Annotated in this window: 12 protein-coding genes and 3 tRNA genes; 12 read left to right on the top strand and 3 right to left on the bottom strand. The window is 73.3% G+C overall.

All coding sequences use genetic code 11. The features are described 5' to 3' along the window. Positions 1–562: 562 nt before the first annotated feature. Together MODMU_RS21135 and MODMU_RS21130 are read left to right on the top strand one after the other, a co-directional pair. Positions 563–3784, top strand: coding sequence for a S8 family serine peptidase (locus tag MODMU_RS21135; RefSeq protein WP_014742422.1), 3222 nt, complete (start codon positions 563–565; stop codon positions 3782–3784). 106 nt (positions 3785–3890) lie between these two features. After that, entirely contained in the window at positions 3891–4910 is a 1020-nt protein-coding gene (locus MODMU_RS21130) for a 3-isopropylmalate dehydrogenase (RefSeq protein ID WP_014742421.1), read from the top strand. 117 nt (positions 4911–5027) lie between these two features. Here MODMU_RS21130 and MODMU_RS27315 read toward each other — a convergent pair whose 3' ends face one another. Then, positions 5028–5432 carry a hypothetical protein gene (locus MODMU_RS27315; RefSeq protein WP_014742420.1) on the bottom strand — a complete coding sequence of 135 codons (405 nt, stop codon included), beginning with the start codon at positions 5430–5432 and terminating at the stop codon, positions 5028–5030. Positions 5433–5680: 248 nt separating this feature from the next. Here MODMU_RS27315 and cimA point away from each other — a divergent pair, with 248 nt between their 5' ends. Next, positions 5681–7282, top strand: a complete 1602-nt coding sequence (gene cimA, locus MODMU_RS21120; protein ID WP_231851695.1) for a citramalate synthase — start codon at positions 5681–5683, stop codon at positions 7280–7282. A gap of 270 nt (positions 7283–7552) precedes the next feature. Here the strand turns inward: cimA and MODMU_RS21115 are convergent, their stop codons facing one another. After that, positions 7553–7981, bottom strand: coding sequence for a VOC family protein (locus MODMU_RS21115; protein WP_014742418.1), 429 nt, complete (start codon positions 7979–7981; stop codon positions 7553–7555). Between MODMU_RS21115 and MODMU_RS21110 the strand changes: the two genes are divergently transcribed. The 8 genes from MODMU_RS21110 (at position 7982) to MODMU_RS21075 (ending at position 14273) form a co-directional block, all read left to right on the top strand. Beyond that, positions 7982–8794 carry a fumarylacetoacetate hydrolase family protein gene (locus MODMU_RS21110; RefSeq protein ID WP_014742417.1) on the top strand — a complete coding sequence of 271 codons (813 nt, stop codon included), beginning with the start codon at positions 7982–7984 and terminating at the stop codon, positions 8792–8794. Further along, positions 8791–10284, top strand: a complete 1494-nt coding sequence (gltX, locus tag MODMU_RS21105; protein ID WP_014742416.1) for a glutamate--tRNA ligase — start codon at positions 8791–8793, stop codon at positions 10282–10284. The genes MODMU_RS21110 and gltX overlap by 4 nt, the downstream gene beginning before the upstream one ends. A gap of 263 nt (positions 10285–10547) precedes the next feature. Continuing rightward, positions 10548–11498, top strand: coding sequence for a CPBP family intramembrane glutamic endopeptidase (locus MODMU_RS21100; protein WP_166503570.1), 951 nt, complete (start codon positions 10548–10550; stop codon positions 11496–11498). A gap of 82 nt (positions 11499–11580) precedes the next feature. After that, positions 11581–11652, top strand: a tRNA-Gln gene (locus MODMU_RS21095). 67 nt (positions 11653–11719) lie between these two features. After that, positions 11720–11792: transfer RNA gene (locus tag MODMU_RS21090), tRNA-Glu, on the top strand. A gap of 105 nt (positions 11793–11897) precedes the next feature. Further along, positions 11898–11970: transfer RNA gene (locus tag MODMU_RS21085), tRNA-Glu, on the top strand. A 223-nt stretch (positions 11971–12193) separates the two neighbouring features. After that, entirely contained in the window at positions 12194–13891 is a 1698-nt protein-coding gene (locus MODMU_RS21080; RefSeq protein WP_014742414.1) for a sodium:solute symporter family protein, read from the top strand. Positions 13892–13922: 31 nt separating this feature from the next. Then, positions 13923–14273, top strand: coding sequence for a hypothetical protein (locus MODMU_RS21075; protein WP_014742413.1), 351 nt, complete (start codon positions 13923–13925; stop codon positions 14271–14273). A 76-nt stretch (positions 14274–14349) separates the two neighbouring features. Here the strand turns inward: MODMU_RS21075 and MODMU_RS21070 are convergent, their stop codons facing one another. Continuing rightward, entirely contained in the window at positions 14350–15051 is a 702-nt protein-coding gene (locus MODMU_RS21070; protein WP_014742412.1) for an IclR family transcriptional regulator, read from the bottom strand. A 51-nt stretch (positions 15052–15102) separates the two neighbouring features. Here MODMU_RS21070 and leuC point away from each other — a divergent pair, with 51 nt between their 5' ends. Next, positions 15103–16515, top strand: coding sequence for a 3-isopropylmalate dehydratase large subunit (leuC, locus tag MODMU_RS21065; RefSeq protein ID WP_014742411.1), 1413 nt, complete (start codon positions 15103–15105; stop codon positions 16513–16515). Positions 16516–16517 lie beyond the last annotated feature (2 nt).

Genomic DNA, 16517 nt, shown 5'->3' with positions numbered 1-16517 from the left:
CCGCGCCCGAGGCCGCGTCGTCCACCGGACGACGCGGCCTCGTCGCGTCGGGGGAGAGGCCTGCGTGGTGCTTGACGCCTGGAGCAACGCGGCACCTGCCGCGAGCGGCTGCTCCGTTCGCCGCAGCGCCCGCGCGTCGTCGGCGTGCGCGGTTCCCTCGACGGCACAGCCTGGGCACAGCGCGGCCGAGTGCGCCGGGCAGCCGGCGGCGCTGCTCCGAACGGCCTATTGGTCCTTGCCCGGGGCAACGACCACCGTGAGAGCACTCGCCGTTGGTCACCGGCCGGACACAGCAGGTGGCGGCGGACGGGTCCGAGAACCAGTCGACAGGGGAGAACGTGCGACCCAGGACATCGAGCACGACCCGGGCGGGACGCCGACGCGTCGCCGTCCGGACGGGGGTCGTCGCCGTCGCGGCGGCCCTGGCCACCAGCGGTGCCGGCACGGCGCTGGCCGCACCGGCCGGCGTGGCCGACCACGTCGGGGCCGGGCAGGGCAGGTCGACCTCAGCGCGCAGCAGCTCGCCGAGGTCCAGGCGCAGCTCGCCGCGCGGCGCGACGGGGTGCGCCCCGCCGGGCTGCCGGAGAGCGGCCCGACGTCGTTCTTCATGGAGCTGGCCGCGCCCGCGGCCTCGCAGGTCTACTCCGACGTGCTGACGCGGTCCGGAGCGGCCGCCGCGGCCTCCGCTGCCTCGACCGCGCGCGGGGACTCGGAGGCGGCGGCCGCGCAGGTCGTCGACGAGCTGCCGACCGCCGTCCCGGACGCCGCGGTGCTCTACTCGACCGCCAGCGTGCTCTCCGGGGTCGCGGTGCGCGCCGACGCGGCCGACTACGAGGCGCTGAGCGCGCTGCCCGGCGTCACCGCCGTGCACCCGATCACGCCGAAGACGGTCAGCAACGCCGGCGCGGCCGGCGTCGTGCAGGCCGTGCAGGCGTGGGAGGCCCTGGGCAACACCGGGAAGGGCGTCTCCATCGGCGTCATCGACACCGGCATCGACTACACGCACACCGACTTCGGAGGCAGCGGCAGCGTCGCCGACTACGCGGCGCTGCAGGCGGCCGAGGCGCAGCCGGCGCCGGCCGGCGTCTTCCCGAACGCCAAGGTCGTCGGCGGTCACGACTTCGTCGGTGACGCCTACAACGCCGACCCGGCCGATCCGGCCTACGACCCGGTCGCTAAGCCGGACGACAACCCGCTGGACTGCAACGGCCACGGCACCCACGTGGCGGGCACCTCCGCGGGGTACGGCGTGAACGCCGACGGGACGACCTACCGCGGCGGGTACGGCCCCGGCCTGGACCCGAAGGCCCTGCGGATCGGCCCCGGCATGGCCCCCGAGGCCGACCTCTACGCCCTGAAGGTCTTCGGCTGCGAGGGCTCGACCGACGTGACCATCCAGGCGATCGACTGGGCGCTGGACCCTGACCAGGACGGCGACCCCTCCGACCACCTCGACGTGGTCAACCTGTCGCTCGGCTCGGACTACGGGCTGGCCGACGACGCCGACGCGCTCGCCATCGACCAGGCCATGGAGCTGGGCATGCTGGCCGTCGTCGCGGCCGGCAACGCCGGGGACAGCTACGACATCGGCGGCTCCCCGGGCAACGCGCCGCGGGGCATCGGCGTCGCGGCGAGCAACGACGGCTACGGCGTCTTCGACGGCTGGCGGGTGCTCAGCCCGGCCGGCGTGCTCGACGGCGTGCGGCCCGGCCTCCGGTCGGTCGCCTACAGCGACACCGACGACGCCGGAGCGGTCAAGCCCGACGTCACCGGTGACCTGATCGCCGCGCCGACGGGCAACGAGGACGCCTGCGCGGCGCTGCCGGCCGGCTACGCCACCGGCAAGGTGCTGCTCATCCAGGCCGCCGGCTTCGCCTGCGGCTCGGTCGCCAAGGGCACCAACGCGGTGGCCGCCGGGGCCATCGCCTTCGTGATCGTCTCCGACGACGACCTGCTGGAGACCGGCATCACCGGCGTCCCGCAGATCCCGGGGATCCTGACCACCGCCACCGACGGCCAGGCGCTGGAGACGGCGGTCGGTGCCGGGCAGACCGTCACGGTCACCTTCGGGCCGAGCCTCAAGGACGCCGCCGTCGCCGACGACCCCGAGCAGGTCGACCTGCTCGCGTCCTTCTCCTCGCGCGGGGTGCGCCAGGCGGACGGCGTCAAGCCCGACGTCACGGCTCCCGGCGTCACGCTCTTCTCCGCGGGCGTGGGCACCGGCTCGGCCGGCGTGAGCGAGAGCGGCACGTCGATGGCCACGCCGACCACCGCCGGGGTCACCGCGCTCATCCGGGCGGCGCACCCCGAGTGGACGACCGAGGAGGTCAAGGCCGACCTGATGAACACCGCGGTGCACGACGTGTACACCGGCGAGGGGCGGACCGGTGAGGTCTACGGGCCCAACCGCACCGGCTCCGGTCGGATCGACGCCGCGGCCGCGGTGCAGAACACCGTGCTGGCCTACGCCGAGGCCGGCTCCGGTGTGGTCTCGGCCTCCTTCGGGGTGGTCGAGGTCGCGGCCGAGCAGGTGCAGGCGACCCGGACCATCACGGTGGCCAACAAGGGCACCAGCGCCGCGGTCTACCGGGTGGCCTACCAGGCCGCCGCCGAGCAGCCGGGTGTCCGGTACTCGCTGTCCGCGCAGCGGGTGACCGTGCCGCCGGGCCAGACCCGCACGGTGACCGTCACGATGACCGCCGTGCAGGACGAGCTGCGCAAGGTGGCCGACCCCACGGTGGTCACCGACGACGGTCGCCAGTTCCTCGGCGAGGCCAGCGGCCGCGTCGTGCTCACCCCGGTCAACGGGAAGGGCAGCGCGCTGCGCGTCCCGGTGCACAGCAACGCCAAGCCCTCCTCGACGCTCACCGCGTCGGCGGCCGCGGACGGCTCGACGATCACCCTGAGCGGTCAGGGGGTGGCCAACGGCGAGGCGTACCAGCCCAGCAGCTACACCTCGCTGGTGGACGTCGTCGAGCAGCTGGGCACCAGCCCGGAGATGCCCCGCTGCACGACCACGGTCGGCCCGGACTGCTACAAGTCCGAGCTCGAGCGCTCCGTCGACCTGGCGGCGGTCGGCGTCGCCTCCGACGTCCGGGCGTTCGCCGACGACCCGGGGCTGTACTTCGCGGTCTCCGCGCACGGGAGGTACACCTCGCCGGAGACGGCGGTGAACTACGGCGTGTACCTCGACGCGACCGGTGACGGCGTCTGGGACTACCAGGTGACGACCACGCGGGTCGCCGACAGCGACGTCGCGCTCGTCGTCGTCACCGACCGGGAGTTCCAGCTGCTGCCCGCCGGTGACCCCTACGTCGGCGCGCTCGACCTGGTCGACGGGCTCGTGGACACCAACGCCTACGACAGCGACGTCCAGGTGATGGGGGTGCCGCTGTCGGCGATGCCGCTGGTGCAGGGGCGGATCTCCTTCGGTGTCCAGGCGGTCAGCGCCTACGACACCGTCGACGACCTCGGCACCACCACCGGCGCCACCGGGGCGGAGCTCAGCACGCCGATGAGCTTCGACCCGCTGGCCCCGGGGCTGTCGTTCAGCGACCCCGACGGCAACCCGGCCCTGCTCCTGCCGGCCGCCGACGGGACGACGATCACCGTCACCCAGGACCCCGCGTCCTACGCCGCCGACGTCGCCGTCGGTGGGGAGAAGGGGGCGCTGGTGGTCCTGCCGCACAACGACACGGCCACCGGGCGCAGCCAGTCGGTGCCCGTCCCGGCGGTCGCCGCGGACGCCACGGTGTCCCCGGTGGAGGCCCCGCCGGCTGGCTGACCGGCAGCACCGCACGACCCGGACGCCCCTCGCGAGCACCTCGCGGGGGGCGTCCGGCGTGTACGGGTGCGGGGAGGGGAGCGGTCGACCACTAACCTCTGGCCTCATGCGCCTGGCAGTGGTCCCTGGAGACGGCATCGGTCCCGAGGTGGTGGCGGAGGGCCTCAAGGTCCTGCGGGCCGTGGCCCCGGACGTCGAGGCCACCCCGTACGACCTGGGGGCGGCGCGGTGGCACCGCACCGGCGAGCTGCTGCCGGACTCGGTGCTCGACGAGCTGCGCCAGCACGACGCCATCCTGCTCGGCGCCGTCGGCGACCCCGGGGTGCCCAGCGGCATCCTCGAGCGCGGCCTGCTGCTCAAGCTCCGCTTCGAGCTCGACCACCACGTCAACCTGCGCCCGGCCAAGCTCTACGACGGCGTGCGCAGCCCGCTCGCCCGGCCCGGCGAGATCGACATGCTCTGCGTCCGCGAGGGCACCGAGGGCCCCTACGTCGGCAACGGCGGGGTGCTCCGCCGGGACACCCCGCACGAGATCGCCACCGAGGTCAGCCTCAACACCGCCTTCGGGGTGGAGCGCGTGGTCCGCTACGCCTTCGAGCGGGCCGTCGCCCGCCCGCGCAAGCACCTCACGCTGATCCACAAGACCAACGTGCTCACCCACGCCGGGTCGCTGTGGTCGCGCACGGTGGAGGAGGTCTCCGCGGAGTTCCCCGAGGTCACCGTCGCCTACCAGCACGTCGACGCGGCCACGATGTTCTTCATCACCGACCCGTCGCGGTACGACGTGATCGTCACCGACAACCTGTTCGGCGACATCATCACCGACGTGGCCGCCGCCGTGACCGGTGGGATCGGGATGGCCGCCAGCGGCAACCTCGACGTCTCCGGCACCAACCCGAGCATGTTCGAGCCGGTGCACGGCTCCGCTCCGGACATCGCCGGGCAGGGCATCGCCGACCCGACGGCCACCGTGCTGTCGGTCGGCCTGCTGCTGGACCACCTCGGCCGCCCGGAGCTGGCCAAGAAGGTCAACGCCGCCGTCGCCTTCGACCTGTCCACCCGCGACCCGAAGGCCACCATCCGCACCTCGGAGATCGGCGACCGGCTGGCCGCCCTCTCCGGCTGAGGAAGGACCCCCTTCCTCCCCACCACTCGCAAGCTCGTGGCGGGACCCTGGAAGGGGGCCGTTCCAGCACGTCACCACGCTCGGCGCGGGCCCCTGCAGCGGGGCCGTTCCAGCACGTCAGCCGGGGGCGGTGGTGCGCAGCAGGTCGCCGGCGGGGAAGGGGAGCACGGCCCGGGCGGTCTGCTCTTCCGGGGCGGCCCACTCGGGGCGCAGCTGCACCTGCCGCGGCGAGACCTCGACCAGCACGGTGGGCCGCCACGGCCAGTCCGCGGACGGCCGGTGGGCGTCGGTGACGCCGGCGGGCAGCGGGTCCGGCAGCCGGCACCACCAGCGGCTGGCCAGCACGGCCAGACCGGTGCCGGTGAGCAGCGCGGTGGCGTCCGCGACCGGCAGCGGCCCCGCCGCAGGGGTGCCGGCCAGCGTCATCGGGACCACGAGCCCGCCGTCCACGGACGCAGGCGCGACGTATCCCACGTGCTCGCCGTCGTCCGTGCGGTGCACGGCCCGCCAGGTGCTGGTCACCGGTCCTCCTCGGGGTCGGCCCGCATCGTGCCCCGGCCCGCCACCGGCCGTCAGCCGGATTACCGCGTCCCACGCAGCGGACGAGGCGTTCCACCGGCGGCGGTTCCGTGCTGTACTGGGCGCGATGGACGCCACCCGCACGATCATCATCAGCTAGCGCGCAGTCACCTCCCCGACTGCGCGCAACCTCCCGTGACCCGGGAGGTTTTTTCGTGTCTGGGCCCTCATCCGACCTCCCGGGAGACGCCGTGGCCGACGCCACCACCGAGCTGGACTTCCACGTCTTCGACACGACCCTGCGCGACGGGGCTCAGCGCGAGGGGGTGAGCTGGTCGGTCGCCGACAAGCTCGCCGTCGCCCGGCTGCTCGACGAGATCGGCGTCGGCTTCATCGAGGGCGGCTGGCCGGGAGCCCTGCCCAAGGACACCGAGTTCTTCGCCCGGGCCCGCACCGAGCTGCAGCTGCGGCACGCCCAGCTGGTCGCCTTCGGGGCCACCCGCAAGGCCGGCGTCCGGGTCGAGGACGACCCGCAGGTCCGGGCGCTGCTCGACGCGGAGACCCCGGTGGTGTGCCTGGTCGCCAAGTCCGACGTCCGGCACGTGCGCGAGGCGCTGCGCACCACGCTGGAGGAGAACCTGGCGATGGTCGCCGACACGGTCGCCTTCCTCGTGGCGCACGGACGCCGGGTCTTCGTCGACTGCGAGCACTTCTTCGACGGCTACGCCGCGGACCCGCAGTACGGCGTCCAGGTGCTGGAGACGGCGTTCGCCGCCGGCGCCGAGGTCGGCGTCCTGTGCGACACCAACGGCGGGATGCTGCCGATGGGCGTGGGCCGGGTCGTCGCCGACGTCCGCGCCCGCACCAGCGGCCGGCTGGGGATCCACTGCCAGGACGACACCGGCTGCGCGGTGGCCAACACGCTGGCCGCCGTCGAGGCCGGGGTCACCCACGTCCAGGGCACCGCCAACGGCTACGGCGAGCGGGCCGGCAACGCCGACACGTTCGCGCTGGTCGGCAACCTGGTCACCAAGATGGGGCTGCCGGTCGTGCCGGCCGGGTGCCTGCCCGAGCTCAAGCGGGTCAGCCACGCCATCGCCGAGCTGGCCAACATCGCCCCCGACGACCACCAGCCCTTCGTCGGCGCCTCGGCGTTCGCGCACAAGGCCGGGCTGCACGCCAGCGCCATCAAGGTCAGCCCGGAGCTGTACAACCACCTCGCGCCGGAGGTCGTCGGCAACGACATGCGCATCCTGGTCACCGAGATGGCCGGCCGGGCCTCCATCGAGCTCAAGGGCCGCGAGCTCGGGGTCGACCTCGCCGGGCAGGCCGACGCCATCGGCCGGGTCGTGGACCAGGTGAAGGTGCTGGAGGCCGACGGCTGGTCCTTCGAGGCCGCCGACGCCTCCTTCGAGCTGCTGCTGCGCGCCCAGCTGCCCGGCGCCCCCGAGCCGCTCTTCGAGCTGGAGAGCTACCGGAGCTCCGTCGAGCACTGGGGCAACGGCGTGGTGGTCAGCGAGGCCACCGTCAAGGTGCACCTGCGCAACGACGACGGGACGACGGAGCGGGTGATCAGCACCGGCGAGGGCAACGGCCCGGTCAACGCGCTGGACAACGCCCTGCGCCAGGCGCTCGTCGGCCGCTACCCGCAGCTGGCCGGCGTCTCGCTGGCCGACTACAAGGTCCGCATCCTCGGCTGGACGGGCGGCACCAGCGCCACCACCCGGGTGCTCGTCGACAGCACCGACGGGGCGGGAGAGTGGACCACCGTCGGCGTCCACGACAACATCGTCGAGGCCTCCTGGCACGCCCTCGTCGACGCCCTGACGTATGCCGTCCGTCATCGGCTGTGACGATGGCGACCCTTCGGGCCGCACCGCGGCCAGGAGCCGTGCCCGATCGGCGTTGAGCCGTTGGCCGTGTCCCGGTCGGGGACCCTCCGGGCCCCGCGACCGGGCCACCCGCCGTTCCGGCGGTGACATGGCGACCCTTCGGGCCGCACCGCGGCCAGGAGCCGTTCCCTGCCTGCGCTGAGCCGTTGGCCGTGTCCCGGTCGGGGACCCTCCGGGCCCCGCGACCGGGCCACCCGCCGTTCCGGCGGTCCGTACCGGCACATCGCCCGGTCAGAGCGGGTCGACCCTGCTCTTCAGCAGGCAGAACTCGTTGCCCTCGGGGTCGGCGAGGACGTGCCAGGTCATCGTGTCGCTCAGCGGGCCCTGGCCGACGTCGACCCGGGTGGCGCCGAGGGACAGCAGCCGCTGCAGCTCGGCGTCCTGGTCGCGGTCGGTGGCGTTGAGGTCCAGGTGCAGCCGGAGCTTGCCCGGGGTGGGCTCGGAGACCGGCCCGAAGACGATCGTCGGGACGGCGCCCTTCGGCTCCTGCCCGGGCGGGCCGATCTCCACCGATCCGTCGTCCTCGGTGCCGAGCACCTCGTAGCCCAGCACCTCCGCCCACCAGGCGGCGAGCGAGGCCGGGTCGCGGCAGTCGAGGACGAGTTCGGTGATCCGGGCGGCCATGCCGAACGCTAGCGCCGTCGCGACTACCGTGGCCACGTGCGCATCGTCCGCTTCGCCCACCCAGCCGGCATGTCCTTCGGGGTCCTCGACGGGGACGGCCAGGTCGCCCAGATCGAGGGCCACCCCTTCGGCCAGATCACCTTCACCGGCCAGCGGTACGCCGCCGCCGACGTCCGGCTGCTCTCCCCGATCCTGCCCAGCAAGGTGGTGGGCGTCGGGAAGAACTACGCCGACCACGTCAAGGAGATGGCCACCGGCGACGCGCCGAAGGAGCCGCTGATCTTCCTCAAGCCCTCCACCTCGGTCATCGGGCCCGGCGACGCCATCCGCATCCCGGCCGGCAGCACCAACGTGCACCACGAGGTCGAGCTCGCCGTCGTCATCGGCGCCCGCGGAGCGCGGTCGGTCACCCCGGAGCAGGCGATGGCCAGCGTCTTCGGCTACACGATCGGCAACGACGTCTCCGAGCGCGACATGCAGAAGAGCGACGGCCAGTGGACCCGGGCCAAGGGCTTCGACTCCTTCTGCCCGCTGGGGCCGTGGATCGAGACCGACCTGGCCGGGCTGGGCAAGGACCCGGCCGACCTCGAGATCACCTGCCACGTCGACGGCGAGCTGCGCCAGTCCGGCCGCACCAGCCAGCTGCTGTTCGGGCTGCCCACGCTCATCTCCTACATCTCCCAGGTGATGACGCTGCTGCCCGGCGACGTGGTGCTCACCGGCACGCCGTCCGGTGTCGGGCCGATCGCCCCCGGGCAGCGGGTCGAGTGCACGATCGAGGGCCTGGGCACGCTCACCAACTCCGTCGCCGGCGCCGACCGGGTCTCCACCGCAGGGGGCAACCGATGACGGCTCCGCAGGTCGAGCCGGGCATCGTCCGGACCCGGTTCTGCCCCTCGCCGACCGGCATGGTGCACGTCGGGCTGATGCGTACCGCGCTGTTCAACTGGGCGCACGCCCGGCACACCGGCGGGCAGCTGGTGTTCCGGATCGAGGACACCGACGCCTCGCGCGACTCCGAGGAGTCCTACCGGCACCTGCTGGACAGCCTGCGCTGGCTGGGCATCGACTGGGACGAGGGCCCCGAGGTCGGCGGCCCGCACGGGCCCTACCGGCAGTCCGAGCGGCACGAGGTCTACCGCGACGTCGCAGCGCGGCTGCTCGAGTCCGGGCACGCCTACGAGTCCTACTCGACCAACGAGGAGGTCGACGCCCGCCGGCGGGCCGCCGGGCAGGACCCCAAGCTCGGCTACGACAACGCCGACCGGTTCCTCACCGACGCGCAGAAGGCCGCGTTCCGGGACGAGGGGCGCCAGCCCGTGCTGCGGCTGCGGATGCCCGACGAGGCGCTGGGCTGGACCGACCTGGTCCGCGGTGAGGTCAGCTTCGCGGCGGGGTCGGTGCCGGACTTCGTGCTGGTCCGCGGCAACGGCGCCCCGCTCTACCCGTTCGTGAACCCGGTCGACGACGCCCTCATGGGCATCACCGACGTGCTGCGCGGTGAGGACCTGCTGCCCTCCACCCCGCGCCAGCTCGCGCTCTACGCGGCGCTCACCGACATCGGCGTCGCCGCCGGCACCCCGCGGTTCGGCCACCTGCCCTACGTCATGGGCGAGGGCACCAAGAAGCTCTCCAAGCGCGACCCGCAGGCCAACTTCGACGTCTACCCCGAGCGCGGCTTCCTGCCCGAGGGGCTGACCAACTACCTGGCCCTGCTGGGCTGGTCCATCGCCGAGGACCGGGATGTGTTCTCCCCGGCCGAGCTCGTCGAGGCCTTCGACGTCACCCGGGTCAGTGCCAACCCGGCCCGCTTCGACCTGAAGAAGGCCGAGGCGATCAACGCCACGCACCTGCGGGCGCTGCCGGTCGAGGAGTTCATCACCCGGGTCACCCCCCACCTGGCCGGTGCCGGGCTGGTCGCCGACCCGCCCACCGCGGAGCAGGCCGCGCTGCTCGCGCAGATCGCGCCGCTGGCCCAGGAGCGGATGATCGTGCTGTCCGACGCGGTCGGGCTGCTCGGCTTCCTGTTCACCGAGGACGTCGAGATCGAGCCGGCCGCCGCCGAGAAGCAGCTCGGGGCCGGCGCCGGTGAGGTGCTCGACGCCGCCACCGCGGCGCTGCAGGCGCTGCCGGAGTGGACGACGCCGGACATCGAGACCGCGCTCAAGGAGGCCCTCGTCGAGGGCCTGGGCCGCAAGCCGCGGCAGGCCTTCGGTCCGGTCCGGGTCGCCGTCAGCGGTCGCACGGTGTCGCCGCCGCTGTACGAGTCGATGGAGCTGCTGGGCCGGGAGCGCACGCTGGCCCGGCTCGCGGCCGCCCGCGGGGCAGCGACCGGATGACCGCGGGGGGCTGGGGCGCGCCGCCTCCGGAGCAGCCGTACGGCGGTCCGCCGCCGACCGGCCGCTACGGTGCGCCGCCCCGGGTGCCCGTCGGCGTCCCCGGCCCGCCGTGGGGCGCCCAGCCCTGGGGAGCCCCGCCGTGGGGTCCGCAGCCCTGGGGTAAAGCGCCGTGGGCCGGGCCGCCGCCCGTCCCCGGACCGGCCCGGGCGGTCACCCCGCCCGGCGCCCCGCCGTTCGACACCCCGCAGCCCTACGCGCTGCTCATGCGCGCCCGGGACTGGGCGTGGTGGCGCCCGCTGCTCGGGTTCCTGCTGTTCACCGTGCTGTACTCGGTGGCCGCGTTCGTGCTGGTCATCGTGGTGCTGGTCACCGGGGTGGTGCCCGACCTGGCGCTGGCCGACCTCACCGACGTCGCCGTGCTGCTGGTCACCAACCTCTCGCTCATCGTCGCCATCCCGATCGTCTGGGTGTGCTGGCTGGTCCCGCACGGGCTGCGCATCGGCTGGTCCTCCTCCGTGCTCGGGCGGCTGCGCTGGCGGCTGTTCCTGCCCACGACCCTGCGGGCGCTGGCCACCCTCGGGGTGGCGGTGGCCCTCGGCCTGGTCGTCGCGGTGGTCGCCACCGGCGTCGACGTCACCGGACCGGGCCCGTCGTTCGGGTGGATGCTGCTGGTCGTCCTCACCACCACGCCGCTGCAGGCGGCTGCGGAGGAGTACGTCTTCCGCGGGTACCTGAGCCAGACCATCGCCGGCTGGATCGGGCGCCCGGTGGTCGGCGCCGCGGTCGCCGGGGTGGTGTCGGCGGCGCTCTTCTCCGCCGCCCACGGCCAGCAGGACCTCCAGAGTTTCCTCTACCGCTTCGCGATCGGGCTCGCGCTGTCCGCGGCCGTCTGGCTGACCGGCGGGCTGGAGGCCTCCATCGCGCTGCACGCGGTCAACAACGTGGTGCTCTTCCTGCTGGCCGGCGCGCTCGGCGACCGCGCGGCCGCCGCCGAGCCCGGCGGCGTCGTCGGCTGGGCGACCAGCCTGCTCGGCGTCCTCGGCATGGCCGCGTTCGTCTGGTGGCTGGCCCGCTCCCGGGCGCAGCTGCGGCCGGAGCTGCTCAGCCCCGCGGTGGACCTCCGTCCGGGCACCGGGCCGAGCACCGGGCCCGTCGGTGGGCGCCCCGGGGGCCCTTCCGGCTGGCTGCCGGGGCCGCCGCCCGCCTGGCGGTGACGCGCGGGGAGGGGGGTCCGTGAGGCACCTCCACGGCATCAGGTACAGTTCTCTCCCGGCGCCGAAAGGTGCTGAACTGCCTTGGGGTATGGGGTAATTGGCAGCCCGACGGTTTCTGGTTCCGTTAGTCTAGGTTCGAGTCCTGGTACCCCAGCGAGGAAGATCCACCTCCTCAGCACGACCGCACCACAGCACCACCGAGCACCACCAGCACTGCCTGGGGCCCCGTCGTCTAGCGGCCCAGGACGCCGCCCTCTCACGGCGGTAGCGAGGGTTCGAATCCCTTCGGGGCTACGCGGTCCGAGAGCCCCCGACCCACCCGGGTCGGGGGCTCTCGTCGTCCCCGGACCCCTGCGTGCGCGGCTCGGCGGTGCATGGCAGGATTCCCTGTGCAGTTGCGGCCCCGTCGTCTAGCGGCCCAGGACGCCGCCCTCTCACGGCGGTAGCGAGGGTTCGAATCCCTTCGGGGCTACACCGGGCGAGAGCCCCCGACCCACCCGGGTCGGGGGCTCTCGTGTTCTCGCTCACTTCGGCCGCTCGTTGCGGTGACCAACGGAATGTGCGACCGGCCGGACGGTGCTAGCTTCCCGTAGCTGATCATCGCGCCGCACCACCGTGCCCCGCCTGACGGCAGGCAGGGGTTCCCGGCCCGATCCGGACCGGGGCCCGAACTCTGGAACCTGGAGGGAACCCCGGTGGTCCTCGCCGCGGACGACACCCTGCGCCTCGACGCCAACGCCGTCGACTACGGGCTCGTCATCGCCTACTTCGCCGTCGTCCTGCTCATCGGCCTGGCCGCCCGCCGCCGGGTCAGCGACAGCCTCGACTTCTTCCTCTCCGGGCGCTCGCTGCCGGCTTGGGTCACCGGGCTGGCGTTCATCTCGGCCAACCTGGGCGCCGTCGAGATCATCGGCATGTCGGCCAACGGTGCCCAGTTCGGCATGGCCACGTTCCACTACTTCTGGATCGGCGCCGTCCCCGCGATGCTGTTCCTGGGCGTCGTGATGATGCCCTTCTACTACGGCTCCAAGGTGCGCAGCGTCCCGGAGTTCATGCGCCGCCGGTTCGGCACCGGCGCCCACCTGGTGAACGCGCTGAGCTTCGCGCTGGCCCAGCTGCTGATCGCCGGCATCAACCTGTACCTGCTGGCCACGGTCGTGAACGCGCTGCTGGGCTGGCCGCTGTGGCTGGGGCTGCTCGTCGCCGCGGCGATCGTGCTCAGCTACATCACCCTCGGTGGGCTGTCGGCGGCCATCTACAACGAGGTCCTGCAGTTCTTCGTCATCGTCGCCGCGTTGCTGCCGCTGACCCTGATCGGTCTGCACCGGGTGGGGGGCATCGGCGGCCTGGTCGACAAGATCGAGGCGACGACCGGTGGCGACGAGCAGCTGCGGTCCTGGCCGGGCACCGGCCTGTCGGCGATCGACAACCCCGTGCTGTCGGTCATCGGCATCGTCTTCGGCCTGGGCTTCGTGCTCTCCTTCGGCTACTGGACGACGAACTTCGTCGAGGTGCAGCGGGCGATGGCGACCAAGTCGCTGTCCGCGGCCCGGAGCACGCCGATCATCGGTTCGTTCCCGAAGATGTTCATCCCGTTCATCGTCATCGTCCCGGGCATGATCGCCGCGGTGCTGATCCCCTCGATCAGCGAGGCCAAGGCGTCGGGCGGCACGGTCGACTACAACAACTCCATCCTGATGCTGATGGAGGAGGTGCTGCCCAACGGCCTGCTCGGGGTGGCGATCGCCGGCCTGCTGGCCGCCTTCATGGCCGGCATGGCGGCGAACATCTCCGCCTTCAACACCGTCTTCAGCTACGACCTGTGGCAGCAGTACGTGAAGAAGGACCGGCCCGACGCCTACTACCTGCTGGTGGGCCGGCTGGCCACGGTCGGCGCGACGGTGCTGGCGATCTTCACCGCGATCATCGCCTCGGGCTACAGCAACCTGATGGACTACCTGCAGACGCTGTTCGGCTTCTTCAACGCCCCGCTGTTCGCCACGTTCATCCTGGGCATGTTCTGGAAGAAGATGACCCCGACGGCCGGTTGGACCGGCCTGGTGTCCGGCACCCTGGCCGCCGTCGCCGTCGCCTTCCTCAGCGAGGACGCCTTCGGCTCGGCGTCCCTCGGGGTCATCGGGCTCAGCGGCCAGGGCGCCAGCTTCGTCGCCGCCGGTGCCGCGTTCGTCGTCGACATCGCCGTGAGCGTGGTGGTCACCATGGTGACCGCGCCCAAGCCGGTCTCCGAGCTGGTCGGGCTGGTCTACTCCGAGACCCCGAAGGAGCAGCGCACCGACCCCGACGCCCACCTGCTGCCTTGGTACCAGTCGCCCACCAAGCTGGCCGGCATCTCCCTGGTGCTGGTCGTCATCCTGAACGTGATCTTCCGCTGACCACCGCCAGCGTTCCCGAGAGGAGCAGGACATGAGCACGGCATCGAACGCCGCAGCGAACGACTCGGACGACGCAGGCCGCGTGCCGGCGGAGGCCCGCAAGCACACGGCGGGGGCCTACGACGTCCGCACGGTGATCGCCGGACTGATCGGCCTGTACGGGATCGTCCTGACGATCATGGGGCTGTTCGCCGACAACGCCGAGGACCGCGCCAAGACCGGCGACTGGAACGCGAACCTCTGGTCCGGGATCGTGATGATCATCGTGGCCGTGGTGTTCGCGGTGTGGCTGGTGCTCCGCCCGGTCGTCGTCGACCCGGTCGCGCTGGAGAAGGAGAAGGACGAGGGCACGAGCGACGGCTCGGACCTCACCCAGCACTGACGAAGGACCACCTCGCCCCCCGCCACTCGCGAGCTCGCGGCGGGCCCCTGCGAGGTGGCCTGAGGCGGGGGCCTTCTCAGCGGGTGGCCCGGGAGATGGCGACCGCGGCCTCGAGCACGGCGGTGACCACCTCCGGGCTCGGCCGCCGGCCGAGCCGCTCGACCGGGCCGGAGATCGACACCGCACCCAGCACGCCGCCGGCGCCGTCCCGCACCGGCGCGGACAGCGACGCCACGCCGGCCTCCCGCTCGGCGACGCTGTGCGCCCAGCCGCGGCGGCGGACGTCGAGCAGCGTGCGGGCGGTGAAGCTCGCCGACGGCAGCAGCGGGGTGACCTCGTCGGCCGGGGCGAAGGCGAGCAGCGCGTGCGCGGCCGAGCCCGCGGTCAACGGCAGCCGGGCGCCGACGGGCACCGTGTCGCGCAGCCCGGAGGTCCGCTCGGCGGCGGCGATGCAGATCCGGCTGCCGCCGTCGCGCACGTAGAACTGGGCGCTCTCACCGGTGGCGTCGCGCAGCGCGCTGAGGTGCCGGCCGGCGAGCTCGGACAGGTCGGCACCGCCGCGGCCGAGCTCGGCGAGCGCCGGACCGGGGGCCCAGGCGCCGGCCGACGTGCGCCGCAGCAGGCGGTGCGCCTCCAGCGCCGTCGCGAGCCGGTGCGCGGTGGCGCGGGGCAGCTCGGTGCGCGTGACCAGCTCGGCCAGGCTCGCCGGTTCGTCGGCGACGGCGCGGAGGATGGCCACGGCTTTGTCCAGCACCGCAACGGGGTTAGGCTGTCCCACGTAGCAATACTCTCATCTCACTGTATGAGATGGCAACGAGGAGGAGCTCCCATGGGCCAGACCCTGGCGCAGAAGGTGTACGAGTCCCACGTCGTCCGGCGGACGGCCGGGGAGCCCGACCTCCTCTACATCGACCTGCACCTGGTGCACGAGGTGACCAGCCCGCAGGCCTTCGACGGGCTGCGGGCGGCCGGGCGCCAGGTGCGCCGGCCGGACCTCACCATGGCCACCGAGGACCACAACGTCCCGACGCTGGACATCCTCAGCCCGATCGCCGACCCGGTCAGCCGGGCCCAGGTGGAGGCGCTGCGCCGCAACGCCGCGGAGTTCGGCATCCGGCTGGCCCCCATGGGCGACCGCGACCAGGGCATCGTGCACGTCATCGGCCCGCAGCTCGGCCTGACCCAGCCCGGCATGACCATCGTCTGCGGCGACAGCCACACCTCCACGCACGGCGCGTTCGGCGCGCTGGCCTTCGGCATCGGCACCAGCGAGGTCGAGCACGTGCTGGCCACCCAGACGCTGCCGCAGTACCCGGCGAAGCAGATGTCGGTCACCGTCGACGGCGAGCTGCCCGCGGGCGTCTCGGCCAAGGACGTCATCCTGGCCGTCATCGCCCAGATCGGCACCGGCGGCGGCCAGGGCCACGTCATCGAGTACCGCGGCAGCGCGATCGAGGCGCTGTCGATGGAGGCCCGCATGACGATCTGCAACATGTCGATCGAGGCCGGTGCCCGGGCCGGGCTCATCGCCCCCGACCAGACCACCTTCGACTTCCTGCAGGGCCGCCCGCACGCCCCGCAGGGCGCGGACTGGGACGCCGCGGTCGCGCACTGGTCGACGCTGCGCACCGACCCCGACGCCGTCTTCGACCGCGAGGTGCACATCGACGGGGCGTCGCTGACCCCCTACGTCACCTGGGGCACCAACCCCGGCCAGGGGCTGCCGATCGGCGGGAGCGTGCCCGACCCGGCGCAGATCGCCGACGAGAACGAGCGGCAGGCCGCCGAGTCCGCGCTGGCCTACATGGGCCTCACCGCCGGCACCCCGCTGCGCGAGATCGAGGTCGACACCGTCTTCCTCGGGTCCTGCACCAACGGCCGGATCGAGGACCTCCGGGTCGCCGCCGCGCTGCTGGCCGGCAAGCACGTCGACGCCTCCACCCGGATGCTCGTCGTCCCGGGTTCGGTCGCGGTGAAGCAGCAGGCCGAGGCCGAGGGCCTGGACCGGGTGTTCATCGACGCCGGGGCCGAGTGGCGCGGCGCGGGCTGCTCGATGTGCCTGGGCATGAACCCCGACCAGCTGAAGCCGGGGGAGCGCTCGGCGTCCACCAGCAACCGCAACTTCCAGGGCCGCCAGGGCAAGGGCGGGCGCACCCACCTGGTGTCCCCGGCCGTCGCCGCGGCCACCGCGCTGACCGGCAGGCTCACCGCCCCCGCCGACCTCGAGACGGCTGGAGTCTGACC

The sequence above is a fragment of the Modestobacter italicus genome (assembly GCF_000306785.1).
Taxonomy (GTDB): Bacteria; Actinomycetota; Actinomycetes; order Mycobacteriales; family Geodermatophilaceae; genus Modestobacter; species Modestobacter italicus.
The sequence above is the reverse complement of the archived record's forward strand: the minus strand, read 5'-3'. Positions and strand labels throughout refer to the sequence as shown.